At 50.7% G+C, this 20213-nt stretch carries 17 protein-coding genes and 2 tRNA genes; 12 read left to right on the forward strand and 7 right to left on the reverse strand.

What is annotated here, in order from left to right; translation table 11 throughout:
• Positions 1 to 128 precede the first annotated feature (128 nt).
• Entirely contained in the window at positions 129 to 1433 is a 1305-nt protein-coding gene (locus tag BTA51_RS17040; RefSeq protein ID WP_094709393.1) for a M18 family aminopeptidase, read from the forward strand.
• Positions 1434 to 1727: 294 nt separating this feature from the next.
• Here the strand turns inward: BTA51_RS17040 and BTA51_RS17045 are convergent.
• Together BTA51_RS17045 and BTA51_RS17050 are read right to left on the reverse strand one after the other, a co-directional pair.
• Positions 1728 to 1804, reverse strand: a tRNA-Pro gene (locus BTA51_RS17045).
• 7 nt (positions 1805 to 1811) lie between these two features.
• Positions 1812 to 1887: transfer RNA gene (locus BTA51_RS17050), tRNA-Asn, on the reverse strand.
• 193 nt (positions 1888 to 2080) lie between these two features.
• Between BTA51_RS17050 and BTA51_RS17055 the strand changes: the two genes are divergently transcribed.
• A complete protein-coding gene (locus BTA51_RS17055; RefSeq protein ID WP_094709395.1) occupies positions 2081 to 2986 on the forward strand; it encodes a universal stress protein in 906 nt (301 codons plus the stop codon).
• A 9-nt stretch (positions 2987 to 2995) separates the two neighbouring features.
• Here BTA51_RS17055 and BTA51_RS30210 read toward each other — a convergent pair whose 3' ends face one another.
• The 3 genes from BTA51_RS30210 to BTA51_RS17070 form a co-directional block, all read right to left on the reverse strand.
• Complete coding sequence (locus BTA51_RS30210; protein WP_094709397.1) at positions 2996 to 4942, reverse strand: methyl-accepting chemotaxis protein; 1947 nt, start codon at positions 4940 to 4942, stop codon at positions 2996 to 2998.
• Positions 4943 to 5049: 107 nt separating this feature from the next.
• On the reverse strand, positions 5050 to 5973 hold the full coding sequence (locus BTA51_RS17065; RefSeq protein WP_094709399.1) for a hypothetical protein: 924 nt from the start codon (positions 5971 to 5973) through the stop codon (positions 5050 to 5052).
• 266 nt (positions 5974 to 6239) lie between these two features.
• On the reverse strand, positions 6240 to 6914 hold the full coding sequence (locus tag BTA51_RS17070; RefSeq protein WP_246841072.1) for an arylesterase: 675 nt from the start codon (positions 6912 to 6914) through the stop codon (positions 6240 to 6242).
• Positions 6915 to 7071: 157 nt separating this feature from the next.
• On the opposite strand from BTA51_RS17070, the gene BTA51_RS17075 reads away from it, so the two are divergent.
• The 7 genes from BTA51_RS17075 to BTA51_RS30520 all read left to right on the forward strand — a co-directional run bounded on the left by BTA51_RS17075 (position 7072) and on the right by BTA51_RS30520 (position 14644).
• Positions 7072 to 7803, forward strand: coding sequence for an ABC transporter ATP-binding protein (locus BTA51_RS17075; protein WP_094709403.1), 732 nt, complete (start codon positions 7072 to 7074; stop codon positions 7801 to 7803).
• On the forward strand, positions 7803 to 10352 hold the full coding sequence (locus BTA51_RS17080) for an ABC transporter permease (protein WP_094709405.1): 2550 nt from the start codon (positions 7803 to 7805) through the stop codon (positions 10350 to 10352). The genes BTA51_RS17075 and BTA51_RS17080 overlap by 1 nt, the downstream gene beginning before the upstream one ends.
• Positions 10349 to 11656: a hypothetical protein gene (locus BTA51_RS17085; RefSeq protein ID WP_094709407.1), complete on the forward strand. Its 1308-nt coding sequence runs from the start codon at positions 10349 to 10351 to the stop codon at positions 11654 to 11656. The genes BTA51_RS17080 and BTA51_RS17085 overlap by 4 nt, the downstream gene beginning before the upstream one ends.
• An 81-nt stretch (positions 11657 to 11737) precedes the next feature.
• On the forward strand, positions 11738 to 12661 hold the full coding sequence (locus BTA51_RS17090) for an alpha/beta fold hydrolase (RefSeq protein ID WP_094709409.1): 924 nt from the start codon (positions 11738 to 11740) through the stop codon (positions 12659 to 12661).
• 251 nt (positions 12662 to 12912) lie between these two features.
• Positions 12913 to 13974 carry a PHB depolymerase family esterase gene (locus tag BTA51_RS30510; protein ID WP_210404857.1) on the forward strand — a complete coding sequence of 354 codons (1062 nt, stop codon included), beginning with the start codon at positions 12913 to 12915 and terminating at the stop codon, positions 13972 to 13974.
• Between the two features lie 40 nt (positions 13975 to 14014).
• Positions 14015 to 14326, forward strand: a complete 312-nt coding sequence (locus BTA51_RS30515) for an immunoglobulin-like domain-containing protein (protein WP_210404858.1) — start codon at positions 14015 to 14017, stop codon at positions 14324 to 14326.
• A 30-nt stretch (positions 14327 to 14356) separates the two neighbouring features.
• Positions 14357 to 14644: a hypothetical protein gene (locus BTA51_RS30520; protein ID WP_210404859.1), complete on the forward strand. Its 288-nt coding sequence runs from the start codon at positions 14357 to 14359 to the stop codon at positions 14642 to 14644.
• A gap of 203 nt (positions 14645 to 14847) precedes the next feature.
• Here BTA51_RS30520 and BTA51_RS17100 read toward each other — a convergent pair whose 3' ends face one another.
• Positions 14848 to 16083 carry an MFS transporter gene (locus BTA51_RS17100; RefSeq protein ID WP_094709411.1) on the reverse strand — a complete coding sequence of 412 codons (1236 nt, stop codon included), beginning with the start codon at positions 16081 to 16083 and terminating at the stop codon, positions 14848 to 14850.
• 105 nt (positions 16084 to 16188) lie between these two features.
• Here BTA51_RS17100 and BTA51_RS17105 point away from each other — a divergent pair, with 105 nt between their 5' ends.
• Together BTA51_RS17105 and BTA51_RS17110 are read left to right on the forward strand one after the other, a co-directional pair.
• Positions 16189 to 17070 (forward strand): LysR family transcriptional regulator, encoded by an 882-nt coding sequence (locus tag BTA51_RS17105; protein WP_094709413.1) that lies wholly within the window; start codon positions 16189 to 16191, stop codon positions 17068 to 17070.
• A 103-nt stretch (positions 17071 to 17173) separates the two neighbouring features.
• Entirely contained in the window at positions 17174 to 17398 is a 225-nt protein-coding gene (locus BTA51_RS17110; RefSeq protein WP_094709415.1) for a hypothetical protein, read from the forward strand.
• A gap of 152 nt (positions 17399 to 17550) precedes the next feature.
• Here BTA51_RS17110 and BTA51_RS17115 read toward each other — a convergent pair whose 3' ends face one another.
• A complete protein-coding gene (locus BTA51_RS17115; protein ID WP_246841073.1) occupies positions 17551 to 19224 on the reverse strand; it encodes a M48 family metalloprotease in 1674 nt (557 codons plus the stop codon).
• A 216-nt stretch (positions 19225 to 19440) separates the two neighbouring features.
• Between BTA51_RS17115 and BTA51_RS17120 the strand changes: the two genes are divergently transcribed.
• On the forward strand, positions 19441 to 20178 hold the full coding sequence (locus BTA51_RS17120; protein WP_246841074.1) for a DUF599 domain-containing protein: 738 nt from the start codon (positions 19441 to 19443) through the stop codon (positions 20176 to 20178).
• Positions 20179 to 20213 lie beyond the last annotated feature (35 nt).

Below are 20213 nucleotides of genomic sequence, written 5' to 3' on the forward strand. Positions count from 1 at the left end.
AAACTGAGCGCCATTTGTTGCATGGATGGGGCCTTTTGCATGTAAGGGCTCTGATTTGTGGTCAGAGGCTAAATGGAAAGTGGGGTGTCGCGTTGCTTTCCTGTCGGTGATACGTGGTAGTGATATAAATGAAGAAAGAACAGTTTAACCAGGAATTATTAGCATTTCTTGATGCTTCCCCAACACCGTTTCATGCGGTGGCTACCATGGCTGAGCATCTGGAGGCGGCCGGATTCCGGCGTTTGGAGGAGTCTCACGAATGGTCGCTGAAGCCGGGCGGTCGGTACTATGTGATCCGCAACGGCTCTTCCATTGTGGCGTTTTCGGGCATCAAGACGCCTATGGAGCTGACGGGTGTCAGGCTGTTTGGCGCTCATACTGACAGCCCCTGCCTGAAGCTGAAGCCTCAACCGGAGATTCATCGTAAGGGCTTTTATCAGTTGGGTGTTGAAGTCTATGGCGGTGCATTGCTCAACCCATGGTTTGACCGGGATTTGTCTATTGCGGGTCGGGTTACCTGTCAGAGTTCTGACGGCAGTATCTGTAACCTGCTGGTTAATTGGAAGCGCCCTGTCGCCACAATACCCAGTCTCGCCATTCACCTGGATCGTGAGGTAAATAGCAGTCGCTCTATCAATCCGCAAACCCAACTGCCTCCTGTTGTCATGCAGGTTGAAGATAGTCAGAAAAAGGATTTCCGGGAGCAGTTGCTCGAGCGTGTCAAAGCGGAGCATGAAGGCACGGATGTGGTTAGAGTGCTGGATTTTGAGCTCTGTCTGTACGATGTCCAGGGTGCGAGTCTGGTAGGAATGAGTGACCAATTCATCACTTCTGCACGCCTGGATAACCTTTTGAGTTGCTACACGGGATTGCAGGCGCTACTGAACAGTAACGGGGAGTACCCGTGCATCCTGGTGTGCAATGACCATGAGGAAGTCGGCAGCACCTCGGCCGAAGGAGCATCAGGGCCGTTTTTGAGGTCTCTGCTGTTGCGTCTGACTGAAGAAGAAGGCCGTTTGGGGCAGACCCTGAGTCGCTCACTGATGTTCTCTGCCGATAATGCCCACGGTATCCATCCCAATTATATGGACAAGCATGATGATAACCATGGTCCGATTCTGAACCAGGGGCCGGTGATCAAGATCAACGCCAATCAGCGCTATGCCACCAACAGCGTTACCAGTAGTTTCTATCGTCAGTTAAGCGAGCAGCTGGATTTGCCTTATCAGGTGTTTGTGGTGCGCACTGACATGGCATGTGGCAGCACAATTGGGCCGCTGACTGCGGCAGAGTTGGGAGTGAAGACCCTGGATATAGGCGCTCCCCAGTGGGCAATGCACTCCATTCGTGAACTGTGCGGAACGGAAGATGCTTACCATCTGTTCAAAGTGACCCAGGCGTTCTTCAATACCGAAAAACTGCCGGTTGTCTGATGGGCGGCTGGTGATTTTCTATCAGGAGTGATTGGTTTGTCATAGGGCGCTCATTGTAGCGCCCTTCTGTTATCCGGCCTGTTAAACGATCTCAACTTCTGTGTTGCAGATCCCTTATGTTGCGTGGCGTAGTAGGGCTGTTTTATGTGGTGGGAGTGTTTTATGTAGTAGGGCTGTTTTATCAGGGTAAGCTTAAGGCTGGTCATCAGCGGCATATATGCTGCCAATCGAGACTTTTGCCCAAAAATAAGAAATTTGATCAGGATTGGAAAAAGAGAAGAACCAGAAAAGAAGTGGTCGGGGTAGAGAGATTCGAACTCCCGACATCCTGCTCCCAAAGCAGGCGCGCTACCAGACTGCGCTATACCCCGTGAAAAATGGCTCCCCGAGCTGGACTCGAACCAGCGACCCAATGATTAACAGTCATTTGCTCTACCAACTGAGCTATCAGGGAACGTCAATTTTGAGGCCGGAATAATAATGATTTGGACTAATCCCGTCAACCTTTTCTATGCTTAATTTAATAATGAGATATTATTTTTTGGCCAAATGGCGCTTCGAAATCTCATGTGCTGAGGTTAAGTGGTTGAAAAATAGTCTCTTTTTGACCATTACGGGATGCTTCCCAAGGCTGCGGAGGGCTCGACATGGACATAAATACCATTCTGGTGGTGATGGATCCCACAAAAACCGAACAGGCGATTGTTGGTCGTTGTATGAATATCGCCAAAGCTTTTGACGCCCGGGTTGAACTATTCGAGGCGGAATTCAGAACGGCGCTGGAATCCAGCTATCCATTTGATACCCATGCTCTTCAGCAGGCCAGAGAGGCATATTTGTCCAAACGTCGGCGTGTTCTTGAAGAGGTTGCCGCCCAATTTGCTTCCGGCGGCGTGCAGGCATCCGTCCATGTGTGTTGGGAGCGGCCCTTGTATTCGGCTATCCTGGAGCGGGCTGGCGAGATTGATGCAGATCTTATCGTCAAAGCCACTCACCATCACTCGTTACTGAATCGTGCTCTGTTTACCAATACTGATTGGCACTTGATTCGGGAAGCGGATGTTCCCCTATGGTTTGTCAGGGAAGAGCATGAATGGGGTAGTCATCTTGAGTTGATGGCAGCGGTGGACCCTCTGTCGTTCAGCGAAGGCGTGGAGAAACTGAATCCAAAAATCCTGACGTTGGCACATCAGATCTCCTCCAATCTTCCTTCAACTCTCTCAGTAGGTCATGCCTACGAGCCTATTCCTACCGGGATGTTGCTGGAATTTGATACGGTGGTGTCCGACTATGAAAGCTACCGGGACCAGGTTCAGGCCGAACACCAGCAGGCTTTGGATCGTCTGTTGGAAGAGTATGTAGAACCTACCACACAGGTGTATTTTGAAGAAGGAGCCCCAGACCGGTTCCTACCGGACTGTGTGAACCGGGAGGGAATCGATATCCTGGTGATGGGAGCGGTGAGCCGGGATGGATTCGACCGGCTCTTTATCGGCAGCACAGCTGAGCGCGTGCTGGAGCATATTCAATGTGATGTTGTCGTGGTGAAATAGACGACTGTTTCAGGTTTTAAACCTGGATACATTGGTCTCCAGCTGACCCGCCAGCTGATTGATGTTGGAGCTGTTCTCCGATGTGGTGTTGACTTGTTTCCAGCTCTCTTCGAGCAGCTCTTCAAGCGTATGCATGCTGTTGGCGATGCCTTCTGCGTGCTTGGCCTGTTCTTCAGTTGTCTGGGCAACCTGTTCAATCAATGAGGTCGCGTTACCTATCTGATCATTGGTATTGGTCACCGACGTTCCCAGTTGCTGAATCTGGTTCAGGCTGTCCTGGGTCATTTCATTGCTCTGAGTCATCATGCTGGCGGCCTGCTGGGCATCCTTCTGCAATTCCTCCATGATCACCCTGATTTCGTCGGTGGAATCCCGGGTCCGCATAGCGAGCTGCCTGACTTCATCGGCAACGACAGCGAAACCTCTGCCATGGTCACCGGCGCGTGCTGCTTCGATGGCGGCGTTCAATGCCAGTAGGTTGGTTTGTTCCGCAATACTGTTGATTACCTGGAGAACCTCAGAGATTTTGGCACTGCTGCTGGCAAGTCTTTCCATCGTCGAGGCTGACATCTGCATCTGGTCTGCCAGACGGTTAAGCATGGTGGTGTTGTTGTGTAGCAGGCTCTGGCCTTCGCTGGACTCGCTGGCAATAGAGTTGGCTATTTCCCGCAGCCTTGCGGTCTGTTCAGCAATGTCGCGGAAACTGTGTGAAATGATTTCCGTCGCGGTCACCACCGTCTGGAACTCTGCCTGCTGGCGCTTGAGGCTGGCTTCTCCCTGAGAGGCGGCATTTTGCAGCTGATGGGAGGATTCCCCGAGATCAGAGGTTGTGGCATTGATGCCGGTGCAAATGTTCCGAATCAATTCTACGAACCGGTTGAACGCATCGGAGAGGCGTCCCAGTTCATCTGTTCCCACATAATTCAGACGTTTGGTCAGGTCACCACCGCCCTGGGCGATGTCTTCCATGGTGTGTACCACGGCCTTGATAGGGCTGGTAATGAAGCGCGACACAATCAGGGTCAGTACAACGGCAATAACGATAATGGCGATTGAGAAAATCATGATGGTGGCAATTTCGTTGGTCAGCGAGTTTTTGATCGTGCTGCTGGCCTCACTCAAATCGCCCCATATCATTTCCTGCTCGTTGGCCACATCTGCCAGCACCTGCTGGGTCAGCGGGGTGATTTGCTGCTGCAGGGTGTCCTGTTGTTGCCTGACTAACTCGAACACTCTCTTGGAGTCTGTTGCCAGTTCTGAGAGATTGGTGTCAATTTGCTTGATCCAGCGTACATGTTCTTCTTTGCGCAGTCTGTCTTGTAAATCAATGACAGCATTTTGCGCACCATACAGCTCCATCAGGTAGGCATCTATCGACGTGGGGGACTGAGAGCGGACAAAGGCATTCAGGTTAATAATGGCTGCCTGAATGTGATTGCTGATCTGTATGGTCCACTGAATCAGGACCTGATCCACAGATGGATTCAATGTGGCACGAATGTTATCGCTGTATTCAAGTGTCTGGGGAATGATCTGATCCTGGATCTTCTGTATGCGTTCCCGAAGATCATGATCGTTAGGAGTAAGAGTGTTGACGAAAAGTGAATCGAGCTTGTTACTGGCATCAGCAATGGATTGATGCTTGTCCAGGGCGACAAAGTTCTCATCTGAAAATAGTGTTTTGGCCTGTTTGCTGAGATCCGTATATTCCTGCAACAGAGCCGGGGTCGGTTGTTTGAGGTAGCGCTCGATAAGGTTAGCCCGGGACAGAACATTCGTGGTCAGAGAGCTGGAGAGCCGTGCGCTGGGCTCAATCACTTTGGCAAAATGCTCGGCTTTGGAGTTTATGTCCTGCAGAGTCCATGTCACGATAAAACTGTGGACAAGAACCAACACCAGAATTATTGCAGGTACCAGACTGAGCTTGAAAATCAGGGAGATATTGTTTAACCGCATATTGAGGCCCGGTGAAGTCGCTGGTTAGAGTTCATGGCTTGGCGTAGTTATTGATATAGTAATTAGCGTAGTTATTGATATAGTAATTAGCATAGTTATTGACATAGCTAACTGGCCGTACTGGAAAGGTTCAGCAAAAGATCGTGAATGACCCTGGCTTGGGAATACAGGTCGTTCAACGAAGCTGCCCCCGGTTTTTCAGCTGCAGGGGCGGCTGAGGTAATCGACAAGGCCGTTTTCATTCGGTGTAAATCTGCCAGTGTGGTGCGTGCCGTGTCGTAAATATCCGTGACCTGAAGTTCGCCGGTGCGGGGTGAGCCGGGGATGATCGCCTCGGTCCCCAGAATCCGCTGCAGGCGCCCCAGAAGATGCATGTCCTGGTACATGACCAGCAATACGTCTCTGACAGTTTTGTCCTGCACCTGGACAGAACTGGCAGAGGGAATCTTTAGACCTTTATTTTCTGCGATCAGACGAATTTCCTTTTCAATTCTGCGAACCTGCTGAAGGGTGTCGGCGAGATCCGGAGGAGGCACCAGGAACGCCAATCGATTGGTCAGCAACCACAGGTTCTGGTACGCATCAGCGGCCGTTTTGCCCAGCGGGCGTTCCACTTCGAAGGTGGCGGGGTCGATATTATTGTTGGTAAGTTCTTTATCCAGGGCGTCGGAAGCTTCAGTTAACAGATCCAGAACATCTTTCGGGCGCAGCGTCTTGAATGGCAGTTCCTTGTCTTCAAGATTACTGTTTGGGTTCAGTCGCTTTATCTGGTCGTAGACATCCAGAGACTTGGCATAGAGGTGTATCGGCAGCTTATCCAGAAAAATGGGGGGATCAATATCGCTGACCGATTTACCTTTGGCTTTGGTCAGTGCCACCACTTTCTGGTTCATGGTTTCACTAAGCTGAAACAGATGATTGTTATTGACGATCGCGGCATAAGACTGTGATGCCGTCAGAAGTGCCCATATTCCTATCAGGCGGGTAATGGAAACCAAATCCCTGGACCAAAATTTCAACGTACTGGTCATAGGCATAAGACTCTCGACAACAGAGTGGTTGCTTAATTTTTAGTCTAGACGCTATTGAGGGTTCCACAATCAGTAGTTTTGCAGACGCCGAAAGGTCTAGATGTTGTGAGTAAATTAACTCTATGCCTGTGTGCAAAAAGACGTTTCTTATAGGTATGCACAAGGCCTTTTGAGGCTTCATCAGGCACCTCTTCCGACCCCGTAAATATCTAATTTAATTCACTGTTTTATAAACCAGTATAGTTGAATATTCAGATGCGCAAATATCAATGCACCTCCGCCAGGACCGGATCGAGTACTTGACGCACCTTGTCGAGCAGTAAAGGTTGGGCGGTTGCATTGGGATGAATGCCGTCGCTTTGCATCAGTGATGAGTCCAGAGCGATGCCATCCAGAAAGAAGGGGATGAGAGGGAGCTCGTATTGCTCGGCCAGTTCCTGGAATATCCCGAAGAAGCCTTCGGTATACTGCGGACCATAGTTGGGAGGAATGCGCATGCCGATGAGTACCGGCTTGCTGTTGTGCTCAAGAACCTGGCTGATCATGTTCTCCAGATTGGTTTTGATGACCTGTAGTGGAAACCCTCTCAAGCCGTCGTTGCCTCCAAGTTCAATGATGGTGATATCCGGCAGATGAGTTTTCAGCAGTTGCGGCAGCCGTTGCCGGGCTCCTCCGGTGGTTTCGCCGGAAATGCTGGCATTGATAATGACGGTATTCGGCTTTGAGGGTTGAGAAGGGGTAGAGCTTTGAGGTGAGCCAGAGCTTTGAGATGAGTCAGAGGGTTGAGAAACGGTAGAAATTGGCGAGGAGTCATAGGACTGCTCAAGCAATACTGCCCAGCTTTGCTCAGTAGGAATACCGTAACTGGCGCTGAGGCTGTCTCCCACGATCAAGACTTTGGTCGGGGCTTCCTCTGCGAAGGCGGTTGTGGCAATCAGCATTATGAGTCCCCATAAAACATGAAGACTTTTTAATTTCTGCCGGATAAAAACCCGGTTCCCGGTCCCCTTGATCATGGTATGTTTGGGTGCCATATACTGAGCAATCATCTGATTTTCATTCCATTCAATATGGTTTGCGTGCTGACAGGAAACTGCTGTGAACGACATTGCCGCCAACAACACTGTACTATCGACCCATCAACTGACCAAATACGTTCCCAATGGAATCGACAGGCTCGAAATACTGAAAGGTATTGATCTGCAAATCAAGGCGGGTGAGTCACTTGCCATTGTCGGGCGCTCGGGCTCGGGTAAAACCACGCTGCTAAGTATTCTGGCCGGGTTGGATGTTGCTTCCGGTGGTTCCGTTACCATGATGGGAGAAGATCTCGCTGCTCTGAATGAAGATGGCCGGGCAGCATTGCGCGCCCGTCATGTGGGGTTCGTGTTCCAATCCTTTCAGTTGGTACCGACGATGACCGCACTGGAAAATGTCATGTTACCCCTTGATTTGAGCGGGACCGATAACAGTCGGGAACGAGCATTCGACTGGCTAAAGAAGGTTGGTCTGGAGGAGCGTCATCATCATTACCCAAGGCAACTGTCGGGCGGTGAGCAGCAGCGGGTTGCGGTGGCAAGGGCTTTTGTCACGCATCCAGCCTTGCTATTTGCTGATGAGCCAACCGGCAACCTGGATGAAGAGACCGGCCAGATGGTGATGGAGCTGCTTTTCAAATTGAATCGTGAAGAGGGCGCAACTCTTGTACTGGTGACCCACGATACGGACTTGGCTGCTCGCTGTGACCGGGCGCTGTTGCTCAATCACGGACAACTGGCGCTCGATCATAGACAACCGGCACCGGATCACGGACAAGCGGGCGCAAGCTGATGAAATCGTTTATTCAATCCTGGCAACTGTGGACACGCGAATGGCGGCAGCCATCATTTCGCCTGCTCTGGATTGCGCTGTTTATTGCTGTGGTGACAGTCGCTTCCATCACGGCTTTTACCAGTCGCCTGGGAGCCGTTTTTGACGCCGGCGCAGCACGGTTTCTGGGGGGCGATCAGGTGGTGGAAAGCTCCAAAACCATGCCGGCTTCCTGGCTGGAGGTGGCTCACGAGAAGCAATTGCAGACCGCAATGACACTGGAATTTCCCTCCATGCTAAACGCTGGCGGACAAATGCAACTGGTGTCAATCAAAGCAGTTGACGAGGGTTATCCGCTCAAAGGGGAGGTGAACATTGTACGCAGCCGTACCGACATTGCGGCATTGGCTGACGACGAAATACAGGTTAAGCGGGTAGGGCCATCTCAGGGTGAGGTGTGGATTGCTCCCCGGCTGTTCAAATTACTGGGGCTGAAGATCGGCGACATGGTATCGATTGGTCGCGCACAGCTAAAGATTGGGGCGCTTTTGTACAAGGAGCCCGATCCGAATTTCTCGCTGATGAATGTGGCTCCGCGAGTGATGATGCATTATGCCGATGTGGCGGCAACTGGCGTTGTACAGCCCGGCAGTCGATTGCGCTATCGTTTGTTGCTGGCTGGCGATGCGGCTCGTTTAACGGACTTTAATCAGGCGATTGAGCCGGAAATGACCGCCTCGCAGCGAATTGTCGCGGCCAGGGAGGGGAGGCCTGCCGTTTCCAATGCTGTGCAAAGGGCGGAGCGCTACCTGTTGCTTGGAGGCGTGCTGGGAGTGTTGTTGGCGGCGGTAGCATTGACTATTACGGCTCAGTTTTATGCCCAGCAACAAAAAGATACGGTGGCCCTGTTAAAAACTCTTGGATTCAAAACCGGGCAAATGCTGCGCAGGTTTGCAGTATTTCTTGGTATTTCTGCTGCCACTGCGATCATTGCCGGTCTGTTTGCCGGTTGGCTGGCGGAACGGTGGGCGGCCTGGGCGATGCGTGATTTATTGCCTCCACTATCCGGCAACCTCCCGGTGACCTGGATCTGGCTTCCGGTGGTGACCCTGGCGATCGTTTTGCTGGCATTTGCCTGGCCGATATTTTTGGGGTTGGCAAAAGAACCCCCCATGATCATTCTGCGTCGGGGGGCTGCTAACCAGGAAATGCAAAGGCTGCTGGGATTCTCGCCTCGCCGCCTTGGGTTCGCGGCTCTTGGGTTTGGTGTGTTGCTGTGGATCTATAGCGGAGAGCCGGTCATTGTCATTTCGGTGCTGGCCGGTTTGGCCGGTATGATCGTTCTGGCGTCCGGACTGATGCGCCTTTGGTTAAAGGTGAGTCCTCCTGGGGCTACACTGGTTCCGGGGGCTTTGCGTTCCGGAGCGGAGCAGTTGAAGCGTCGGCCCTGGGCGACGGTACCTCATATTCTGGCTTTGGGAAGTGCCTGGTCACTGTTGTTGACCCTGTTTCTCATCAGAACTGAGCTGATCGATAACTGGCAGGCCCAGATTCCTGAGGACGCCCCTAATCACTTTCTGGTTAATATTGCCCCTTATGAAGTTGAAGCGATTGGGAGTCTGCTTAAATCAGGTGGAGTGGAGTCTGCGCCTTTGTATCCAATGGTAAGGGGCAGGCTGACAGAAATTAATGATGTGCCGGTTAAAAAGGCGGTTAGCAAGGAAGAAGAAATTGGGGCATTGAACCGGGAATTGAATCTAACCTGGATGGACAATCTGCCGGCAGATAATCGAATACTGGAAGGCCGGTGGTGGAATGAAGAGGATGCCGGAGAGTCTGGTTCTGCTGCATTACCCGGCGTTTCGGTGGAAAGTCGGCTGGCGGAGAGACTGGGGTTGGTTGTGGGCGATAAATTGGCATTTACGATCGGCAGCCAGCCTTTGACGGCGCAAGTACAAAGCATTCGAAGTGTTCAATGGGATAGTCTGAAGCCTAACTTTTATATGGCCTTCCACCCTGGTGCCCTTGACGGATTGGCAGCGACATACATTACCAGCGCCTATATTCCGAAGCAGCAAAGCGATCTGGTTAATGACATTAATCGCCAGTTCCCGACAGTATCAGTTCTGGAGCTGGATCAGTTTGTGGTGAAAGTCCGGGAAATTATTCGGCAGGTAACTCTCGCCATTGAAGCACTGTTGATTCTGATCTTTGCTGCGGCACTGTTGGTGGTGGCATCTCTGCTGGCCAGAGAGGTTCCCGTTCGCAGAGCTGAAACCGCTCTTTATCGTGCACTTGGTGCTCATCGCAAGGTGGTGGTCGGTGCTGTTTGGGGAGAGTTTGCCCTGATTGGGGGAATGGCCGGCATTCTTGGATTGATTGTCGCTGAACTGGTTGCGGGTTTTCTGCAGCATCGGCTTTTTGAAATGCCATTCAGCCCCCATTGGGGGTTATGGATTACGGTGCCTATCATCAGTGCACTATCAACCGCACTGTATGCCTACTGGCGGTTGCTGAGCGTTTTGAAAGCACCTCCCCACGGGACGCTGCAGTCAGGTTTTGTTGAGTGATACGTCAGTACATAGAGCGCTACGCTGAGCAAGAGGCGGTCAGCTTGTGGCATGACAGCGCTGGTATTTTGAAAGAACAGTATGATGCTGTCCTGATTGTCCCGGCCTATGCTGAGTGTTTTGCTGATTTAATGAGGGTGACGGAAGCGCTGACGAAGGAAGTCGATCATATTCGGCTATTACAGATATGGGTGATCAATGCACCGGAAGACGCCGATGTCGACCACCTGGAGCAAACGCGTCATTGCTGGAATGAATGTCTGCAGCAATCTCATGAGATTGCCTCTTTCTCAAATATGGTTTTGAGAAGGTTTGCATTTGGTGACGCGTTATTGGTTGACCGCTTTGGTGAAGGGAATCAAATCTCGCCCAGACAAGGGGTTGGGCTGGCTCGTAAAGTGGGAGGAGACTGTGCTTTGGTGCTGTCTCACTCTGGAAATATCAAATCCGGCTGGATTCATTATACCGATGCTGATGCGCGGCTTCCCCGGGACTATTTCCAGCAGACCACCGGGATGGGAATGAAGTGCTCTGCAGCGGTATATGCCCATTTTCACCGGGAAGAGGGGGATGCGCGGCAGCAGGAAGCCATGCGGCGCTATCAGTTAAAACTGGACAGGCACGTTACCGGGCTTAAAACAGCCGGTTCCCCCTATGCGTATCATAGTATCGGCAGCACCATCGCCTGCAGAGCCGAAGCTTATTTGAAAGTGCGAGGCATGCCAGCCCGACCGGCAGGAGAGGACTTCTATTTTCTGAATAAGTTGTCCAAGATCGCGCCAGTGATTTCGCTGGACGGCGCGGCCATTGAATTGAGCGGGAGAATCAGTCGGCGGGTTCCATTTGGAACCGGGCCTGCGCTGAGTTCGGCGCTGGAAGTCAATGCATCCCGTCAGAATGTAAATGACATTACGAACGACATTACAAATGGCATCGTGGATACTGCGATTGTGCAATATCACCCTGATATATATCGATTGCTTGCATTGTTATTGGCTCAGGTGAAAGTGTTTTGGCATCACCAGTTAAGCCCGGAAATGGCGACGGAATCTTTGTGCAAGGACATGCAGGCCGTTATCGTTTTCCATGGCCTGGATCCCGAATTGCCCAAGCAGTGGTGTCATGAGCAGGGTCTAACCGGCAGGGTAGAAGGTCTCATCAGGCAGTCTGCCAATGAAGATGCCTTTTCCCGTCATTTTCATTGTTGGTTTGATGCATTCAAAACGCTTAAGTTTATCCACTGGTGGCGGGATCAGGGGCTGAAGAGTATTCCGGTAAGCTCGGTTGAATCTGATGCCATATAATGTCCACGGTACTACCTAGACACCAGAAAACCAGAAAACCAGAAAACCTGAAAATAGAAAATCAGAAAGTAGAAAACACCTGTGAGTTCTCTGAATTTAAATGATGAAATATTCGGGCATGCCCAGGACCTGATGGTGCCCTGGGAGTTTCCGGTGGACTCTGAAGTAACGCTGCGGGGATGGCGCTCCGCACCTACCGGAAAGCCGGTGATACACTTCATGCACGGAAACGGCTTTAGCGGTCTGACATACTGGCCTCTGTTATCTCGCTTGATTGAAAAGTACGACCTGTTTTTGCACGATGTGCTTGGACATGGCGACAGTGATAGCGGTTCGGTGAACTGGGGGTGGAACAGGAATGCGGAGCTGGCGAATGAGGTGTGGGCTTCTTTTGATTCCGAATACCAGAAAGCTCCTCTGATTGGTGCGGGCCATAGCATGGGGGGAGTCAACACCTTATTGTGGGCTGGTCGGCATCCCGAAGTGTTTTCCAGTCTGGTGCTGCTGGATCCCATCCTGTTCTCTTCAACCATTCTATTTTCATTTCGAATGTCTGAAGTGCTTCGCCTGAAATTGAGTAATCCACTTGCTGCCAAAACTGCTGTCCGCCGCAATGAATGGACCAATGAGCAGGAAGCTGTGGAATATTTTACCGACAGAGGGATGTTCAAGGGGTGGCAGCCTGATGCAATCAAGGCCTATGTGCAATACGCTTTGGCGGAAGACCAGATGGGTACATTGCGGTTGAAGTGTCCTCCTCTTAGGGAAGCCGAAAACTTCAATATGCTGCCGAGAAAACTCTGGGCTTCGATTCGTCGAATCAAGGTGCCGACCCATGTGCTGTATGGGACTGACACTTATTCTTTTGTTATTGGCTCGGCGAAAAAAGCCTGCCGTGTAAACCGCCATTTTAAGGCGGAGGCGCATCCGGGTGGACACTGTTTTATGCAGGAGCATCCGGCCTCAACCTATGATTGGATATTAAAGGTATTGGCAGCGTTCTGATTGCTGGATTTGATGTGAGTGTCCTATCTGCCTGACAGCTCTGTCAGGCAATCCATACAGATTTAAACCTCTCTTCCTCTCTACGGATTGAAGTGTCTGAACTATCGGAATATGGCCATTATTATCGGCCGTACAATTCTGCCATCGGGTTGCGGGAAACGGCCATTTGGCTGGATTTATTCCAGGTTGGCATGGTGTTTTCTAAGGCGAGCATTGCGTTTGCAAAAATAAATCCAATAAGGAGCAAATCAATGAATCTGTCGGCTATGACCAAGCGCTATTCACTCTCTGTCATAAGGAAATATATGGGCCTGCTAATGGCGGTAGTGGCCCTGCTGTCAACATCCAGCATTGCCCAGGCTGCCCAAACCTATTCTTATACGTTGCCACAACAAAGTTATGCTGATTCGCGTGCCAGGAACTATCAGGTGTATATCCCTGATGGGCTAAGCGGCCCGGCAGCGATGGTCATGACGCTTCATGGCTGTAAACAAACTGATGACGATGTCATGAGCGATTGGGGAATGAAAGAGGCGGCTGATCGATATGGTTTTATTCTGGTGACTCCCTTCATAACCTCTTATGACGGGTTACGTAATCAAAACTGCTGGGGCTTTTGGTTCGAGCATCATCGCCATGAGGGTGGTGGAGAAGTCGAGGATCTGCATCAGATTGCGCTACAGGTTGAATCGAACTTCACCGTTGATTCCAACCGGCGGTTCATTGCCGGGCTTTCCTCTGGAGCTGCCATGACAGCGGTAGCGGCAGTGGCTCACAATGAATATTGGGCGGCTGCCGCTTCGGCTGCGGGTTTGCCTTATGGGGAAGATGCTGCTTCGGTATCTCTTTCGGGACAATGTCCCGGTAGTGCAACATTTCACAGTGTCAGTCGGGTTGTCTCGGATATGCAAGGCGAATTGAATGATAACTATGTCATTCCGCTGATGTTGCTGAACAATCAGAATGACTGCACTGTTTTGATAACTGCCGCTGAAAATGCTCGTGATGCCCATCTAAAGGTTTTCGGGATGCCGGATTTTGATACGCCTGCCGAGGCAGAGGCGGCTTCCACGAAGTGCTCACCCTATTATCAGGATGACTATGGTTGTGTGCATAAACGCTATACCCAGGACGGAACAACTGCGTCCCGCTCAGTTGTTGAAACGGTCATCCTGAACGGTCCGCTGGCGACGCCCAATACTTCGGATACCGACCATGGGCATTATTGGGTCAGTGGAGGTGAGGGTAATAACGGCAAATGGTCGGTTAAGGTCGGCCCCAGCTATCCGGATATTATTTGGGATTTTTTTTAATCGTCATAGTCGCGATGGTGGTGAACCTGAAGGTTTTCCTGTGATTGTTCTGGCAGGGGAGAATCCGTTGAAGGTTGCCCTTGGCAGCAGTTTTGTTGATCCTGGTGCTACGGCCACTGATGCAGAAGATGGGAATCTCGTTGTCACAGCTGATTGCAGCTCGGTCGATTCCAATATTGTCGGGAGCTATCAATGTACTTATTCGGCGACCGATACGGATTCCAATACATCCAATAAGACACGTATTGTGGAAGTATTTGATCCCGATGCCCCGGAAGAAACCTGTGAGGAGGTGGTGGGGTCTCCCTATGCCCACATTGCCGCTGGTCGTGCATATGCTGGAGGTACTTAGAATCTGAGAGCCTATGCTAATGGCGATGAAGTGGATATCGGTGCTTCGTTTGATACCTGGAGCAACGTCGTTTTATACGAAGGGGTGCCAGGATCCTGGTACTCCCAGCAGCCTGCGGCTTGTGCCGGATCTGGTGGTGGAAATGACTGTCAGGACTGGAATGCCACAAATCTTATCCACCAGATGGCAGGACGGGCCTACTATGCATTTGGATACTATACCCTTGGCGGGAATGATTATATTGGTGCCTTTTCAGGCACGACCAGTTGGGTGAAGGAGTCCTCTTCTGGAATCTATGAAGCAGGTCAATGTGAGTAGTCGTTAAGGTTATGAAAGGCTGCTCTAAAAAGGCTCGTTCAAAAAAGATTGTTTTATAAAGAACGGCTCTGAGGAAGATCCTGCCTGGGCAATATGCAACGACAGGTCTTCCTCAATATGTGATAGCAGATCTTCCTGAGTATGTGACAACAGATCTTCCTGAGTATGTGACAACAGACCTTCCTGAATAATAGGAGAGGGCTTTATTCCGGTAAGAGCTGGAATGTATCGCTCTCCTTTTTTTGTTGTCCTGTTTTCATATGTCGTTCTGTTTTTCTATATAGAAGCAGGGCTGCCACGAGAACGACGCTCAAGACAATCCATGAGCCTGCCACCACGCCTGTCCAACCAAAATGTTGCCAGAAAGGATCAAGATAGAGGCTTCCCGTACTGGCTCCGAGATAATAGAAGGTCAGATAGAGAGACGAGGCGCTCGCTTTCGCCGTTGTCGCTTTCGCATTGACCAGACTGCTGGCTGACGAGTGAGCCAGAAAGAAGCCAAAGCAGTTGATCAGCAACCCAGTAATGATAGCGGAGATTGAGGGGATCAGAGTCACCGCAGATCCCAGCATCAAAATACTCGTACCAAGGGCGATACATACCGGCTGCGATAGTCGTTTGGCAATCCTTCCTGATATGGCGGATCCAAAGGTTCCGGTAAGGTAGGTCAGGAACAATAAGCCGATATACTTTGACGAGAGCGAGTAAGGTTCAGACTTCAATACGAAGGTGATGTAGCTGTATTGATTGATGAAGATGAAGAAATTCAGTCCACCGATCATAAAGCAGGTCAATAAAAGCGGGTTCCGCAGATGAGCTCCAAGATCCTTAAATGCTGTTCCCAGTCTTAACGGTTTGGGAGAGAAATGCTGGGGGCGGGGCAGTAGATACATAAAGATAAGCAGACAAAGCAGGCTGATGGTGCCCATCAGACCGAATGACCAGGACAACCCCATCCATTCGCCAACGAACCCGCCAATCAGTCGTCCACCGATTCCGCCTAGGGTGTTGCCGCTGATATATAACCCTACTGCCATGATGACGGCATCGGGCCGGTATTCTTCTCCCAAGTAAGCGATGGCAATCGCGGGCAAGCCCCCGAGAAAGAATCCCTGTAAGGCTCTGAGTAACAATAACTCCTGGAAGTTGCCAGCCTGTGAGAGAAGAAAGGTGGTCGCCATGGCGCCGGTCATCGTCAGTAGAATGATGCCTTTGCGTCCCAAGGCATCGGAAACCGGACCATAAACCAGGAGTGACAGCCCCAGCATGAGGGTGGTGACTGAGAAGCTGGTGCTGACCTGCAACGTCGTTAGCTCAAATTGCTGGGCAATGACCGGCAATAGCGGCTGCGGCATCCAGACATTGGCAAATACCATAAAGGAGCCAATGTACATGGCCAGAGTGCCTCGCCAAAAAGCCCGGCTTCCGGATTCAATCACCCTTTACCTCCTGGTGAATGCATGAATAGGTTGATGCGACTACTATACGAAGAGGGCTTGTATCAATAAAATATATCCAATTTATGTAATCAATAAGAGATGCTTATGGATGTAAAGCCACTTCGTTATTTTCTAGAGGTTGCACGACAATCCAGTTTTACCAGAGCGGCGGAAATGCTTGGTGTGGCCCAGCCGGCTGTCAGTATGTCGATTCGAAAGCTCGAACAGGATCTCGGTATAACGCTATTCCAGCGGGCTGACAGAAAGGTTGCGTTAACGGATGAGGGGCTGCGTTTATACGAACATGCAGAGAAAATCGTCCGCGCGGTCGATGACGCCGAACTCGAAATGCGGGAATTGAAAGGTTTAAGTAAGGGCGAAGTCCGGGTCGGGATTCCCAGTATGCTGGGGTCCTACTATTTCCCTCCGATTCTGATGGCGTTTCGGTATCGTCATCCCACTTTGAATCTGGAAGTGATTGAAGGGGGAACCTGGCAATTGCAGCAGATGTTGGAGCAGGGACTCCTGGATTTGGGGGTGATCGTGGCGGAGGACGTCCCCGAGTTACTGGAAGCTCGTCCTCTTATCCGGGAGGAAATGCTGGTAACCGTGGATGAGAGCCATCCTTTTGCGCTGTTGGATAAGGTGACGCCGGAAGCATTCTTTGCTGAAGAGCTGGTGATGTTTAAAGAGGGATACTTTCACCGCAAGGTCGTGGACCGTTTAGCGAAAACTACTGGATTTACCCCGAATATCGGCTTTGAAACCAACCTGATTCCATTGATCAAGTCCATTATCAAACAAGGGTTTGGCATTTCCACATTGCTGGCCATGGTCGTGGCCGAAGATCGGGATCTGGTTACCAGGTCATTCGATCCCCCGATCTGGCTCGATCTCAACATTGCCTGGCGCAAGGACGGTTATCTGTCAAAAGCGAACCGGGCTTTTCTGGATTTTCTCCTCTCCAATACTGAAAAATTATCGTGAAATAAGCAGTTTCCGAAGTATTCGGGAAGTCACTACAGACTGCACCATAATGAGTCACTAGACTAAGTTCCTGAATTCATAGATAAACCAATGGATACCCTCAGTGGACTGGAAAATAGAAAGAGAGTCGAAACGCGTTGTTCATTCTAGTGGAATGACTTTGGGCTTCTATTCTTTTGCCGGAGAGTTAAGAGAACTGGTACCGGGTAATATTCCGGAGGATCTAAGTGCCAGGGAGGTTTCCCGTCTGGTGCAAGCTGGAAAGAACCAGATTGCACAACATTTCGGGCTTGTCCTGAATGGCAAACGGGTACATGTGATTCTTTAAATTTCTGTGATAATCCATCATTGCGATTATCAATAAAAAAGGAGGCTAAGCCTCCTTTTTGTTTTTTAGGGTAATAGCTACCCTTATTGAGATTGGCTGCATTCTCATATTAAGAAGGCAGCCTAATTAAGAAAGCTACCTAATTAAAAAAGCTACTTAAGCTTGTATTCCTGAATCTTCGTGATCAACTTGAGCTCCTTGCTATTAAGTGCCTGGGTTGCCAGCTTGCTGAACTGGGGTCTGGATTGAGAGCCTGCGTCAATTGCCCCGAATGACATGGTTTCCTTCTTAAGAATCCATCCCGCATTGTTAATGAGAGTGATCTCCACCGTTACATCTGCCATCGGCAGGGCACTACGATTGCTCAATGCCAGGAACGCACGTTGACGCTTATCGCTCATTTGATTTATCAGTAGATACTTATCCGGGTTGCGAGGCAGGTCCAGTTGGGAGAATTTTAGTTTGGCTTCCTGGCCGATTTTTCCTGTGCCTTGCGCCGCATTTTCGTAGAATCCCAAAGCCGCTTCAGGATTGTTGCGTTCCTGCTCTATATCACCCAATGCCAGATAGGCGACTGACGTGGGCAAAAGGTCGTTGGCCTGCTTCAGGTCCTGCTCGGCTTGCTTGGTGTCTCCGCTTTCCTTGTTCAATACGCCTCGTTTGAGATAGTTGGCAAAATACTCGGGATTCAAGCTAACGGCCCGGTTGTAGTTTTCTTCCGCTTTTTTGTTATCCCCACGGGCTTTATAGATGTCACCTTTTAAGGAGTAAAACAGGGCTTCTTCAGGTTCGATCTTGAGTGCCTGGTCAGCTTTCAATAGGGCTCCCTGATAGTCCTTCTTCTCTAGGAGCTTGAGTCCTCCTTCATAAGCTTCATACGCGGGAACGGTTCGTTTCAATCGTGCGGTAGCTTCTGTAAATTCTTTACGACCACGGAAACTGGCTGCCGGAAGGTTTTGGAGAGTCTTCTGGTTGGCGGTCACTCGCTCAGGGGATGGGGGATGGGAGGCGAATAGTCCGTCGAGCCAACCTTGCGAGCGCCCTTTGGATAGTTCGACGAAAAGCTCCTGCAACTCCACTGCAGCTTGAGGGTCATAGCCTGCTTTGGCCATGTAGTTCATACCATAGTGGTCGGACTCCAATTCATGATCCCGGCCATATTTGGCGACGGCCAGGGATGCCCCGAGCGCTGCACCGCCGACAATCAGATCTTTGTAATCGGTATCCAGCGCCATTCCCAATCCGGCAACGGTGGCCGAGATCAGCAAGTTGGACTGCAGGCGTTTTGCACTATGTCGGGCTGCGGCGTGGACAATCTCGTGTCCCAGTACGGCTGCCAGTTGCGCTTCATCTTCCAGTTTGACCAGCAGCCCCCGATTGACCGCGATCTTGCCCGAAGGCAGCGCCCAGGCATTCGGAATGGAATTGTTTAGAACCACAAAATCATAGGGTAAATCGGGCCGGTCGCTGACACTTGCCAACTTGCGTCCGACGCTTTTGATATAGAACGTAAGTTCCGGGTCGACGACATAACGCCCGCCTTGGGATTGTTGGGCGGGTCCATACTGTTCCGAACCAATGGCCAACTCTTGTTGCTCACTGATCAGCATCAGTTCGCGCTTTCCGGTAACGGGGTTAACCGAACAGCCGGCCAGTGTGGTGATAAAAAATAGCCCGATCAGCCACTGGAGTACTCGAGCGAATACATGGTGCTTGAAAGAAGCATTGGTGTGGTGGGAACCATTTGTGTAGTGGGAAACGTTGGTGTAGTGGGAAACGTTGGTGTGGCAGACAGTGCTCATGCTATTTGAAGTAGTTCTTTTCATGATTTTTAGTTCTGTTTCTATCACAATATGCGACAAATTGGTTCAGGTGACTGATCTTAGGTGGCCAGTGCAGGCTTTGACAGGACCTTGGTGCGCATAATTGCTAGTTTTCGAGGTCAGGTTAAAGGCCGAAAATAACGATCTTATATTCTTGCCTGCTGCTAACCTTGTCTCATACGGGTGATCTGGGTCCATATGGTAGCAGATCCAATCATAATGAATAGTGAACGGGAAGTTATGGAAGGTATGGAAGTTCTTGATCTTATTGCCCTGATCTGGTTTTTCTTGTGCACGGTGGGCTATACCCATGGCTCCAACTATTGGGCGCGGACACGTCCATGCCTGTCCAATACGTTGGATCTATATCGAGGCGACTGGATGCGACGCATGTTGATGCGAGACGCCCGGATTGCCGATGCATCAGTAGTGGGTAATCTGGAGCGAAACGGTGCCTTCTTTGCCTCCAGTAGTTTGTTGATACTTGCAGGTTTGTTGACAGCATTGGGGTATGCCGATACTGCGATGTCAGTGTTTGCGGAAGTCCCCTGGGTTGCCACCGGTAATAAACTGATGTGGGAAATCAAGCTGGTATTGCTGTGCGCCGTTTTTATTTACTCCTTTTTCAAATTTACCTGGTCCATGCGGCAATACAATTTCTGTTCTGTCCTGGTTGGAAGTGCGCCCATGACCTTCGAGGATAAAGTCAGCTCCGGTGCCCGCGAGGCCTTGGCCTCCAATGCCACCAGGATTGCGAATCTCGCGGGAGATGCATTTAACCTCGGCTTGCGCTCCTATTATTACAGTATGGCTGTCCTTACGTGGTTTATTCATCCCGTGCTGTTTATGGTCGTCACCACGTTGGTGGTACTGGTTCTGTATCACCGGGAATTCAGGTCCAGAGCGTTGAAAGCTCTGAGAGCAGGAAAATCCTTTGAAGAGACGAAGGGGTCCTGACAAGGATGGTTTAAGTCAGTCTGGTTGTCTGAAAA

This window comes from Hahella sp. CCB-MM4, from assembly GCF_002260525.1.
Taxonomy (GTDB): domain Bacteria; phylum Pseudomonadota; class Gammaproteobacteria; order Pseudomonadales; family Oleiphilaceae; genus Hahella.